The organism is Vibrio sp. 2096, assembly GCF_033339595.1.
GTDB lineage: Bacteria > Pseudomonadota > Gammaproteobacteria > Enterobacterales > Vibrionaceae > Vibrio > Vibrio alginolyticus.
Genome location: NZ_JAWOUX010000118.1, coordinates 1 through 1,004, shown reverse-complemented (window position 1 = coordinate 1,004; position 1,004 = coordinate 1). Strand labels below are relative to the sequence as shown.

The window sequence follows — 1,004 nt, the reverse complement described above, 5'->3', positions numbered from 1 at the left end:
GCGTATTTTGTTGGTTTTCGAGGTATTGAATTGGGGATTTTATTCTTCATGAACGCCTCACCCGTTGCGGCAGCGAGTTACGTCATGGCCCGCTCAATGGGAGGAAACGCGGTACTGGCAGCCAACATTATTGCTTTGACAACCGTGCTTTCAACCGTCACCTGCACGTTCGGTATTGTGGTTCTAAAATCGTACGGTTTGATCTGAAAAATGAAATAAAAAAGCCTCAGAACATAGCTGAGGCTTTACAAAAAGGCTTAGATTTAACGCAGAGAAAACGCTTACGAATGATTGGCTAATGTCATTTTCCTTACCAAACGAAAAAACTCTGCCGACTCATCTTCGGATAAACAAGAGAAGAACTCGCGCTGCAAGTTCCTCATTATTTGATGAACTTTCTTAATCGTTACTTCACCTTCTTTCGTCAAACTGCGCATTTTCAGTCGTTGGTTCGCCTCACTCTTCGAAACGCACACAAAACCACGTTTTTCCAAGTTATCGACCATGCGCTTTGCAACGCTTCGTTCGGTCAAAACGGCATCGGCTAACGCTTGTTGACTCATTGGCTGAAACTCTTCTAACGCTGCCAACGCACTGGCCATCTCTAAGGTCATCTGATTTTGAAGACATAACTCTGCTTGCGCTCGGTTGCGATACATCCGTTGCATCACCCCAGAGACAAACATTGGGCTTTGATCCAAAACGGAGATAGGTGAAATTTTTTGCTCTTTCATAGCCGCCTATTTAACTTATGGCTTCATGTTATGCTTTCTGACCTTTTTATGAGGAGTTCGAAACGAGATCGCTCTTCCTAGGCTTCATTCAAAATCGGTGACGTATTAAACCATCGAGTTGAAAGCATAAACAAAGAGCGCTTACGCGCCCTTTTATTATGTTTATTGTTATTAGTATAACTCAGTTAAGCTTACGAAGTCTTACTCCGCCTTGTCCGTTGCTGAAGCGAGTTCTTGAGATTGCTCTTTCTGCACTTCTTTTTGAGCACG

The 1,004-nt window shown here is 43.4% G+C and carries 1 protein-coding gene and 1 pseudogene; one reads left to right on the top strand and one right to left on the bottom strand.

Annotated features, from left to right (window positions below):
- Positions 1-207 (top strand): annotated as a pseudogene (locus R7Q41_RS24465) (AEC family transporter); the annotation flags it as partial.
- Positions 208-281: 74 nt separating this feature from the next.
- Here R7Q41_RS24465 and R7Q41_RS24460 read toward each other — a convergent pair.
- Positions 282-734 (bottom strand): MarR family winged helix-turn-helix transcriptional regulator, encoded by a 453-nt coding sequence (locus tag R7Q41_RS24460; RefSeq protein WP_318144765.1) that lies wholly within the window; start codon positions 732-734, stop codon positions 282-284.
- Positions 735-1,004: the final 270 nt, after the last annotated feature.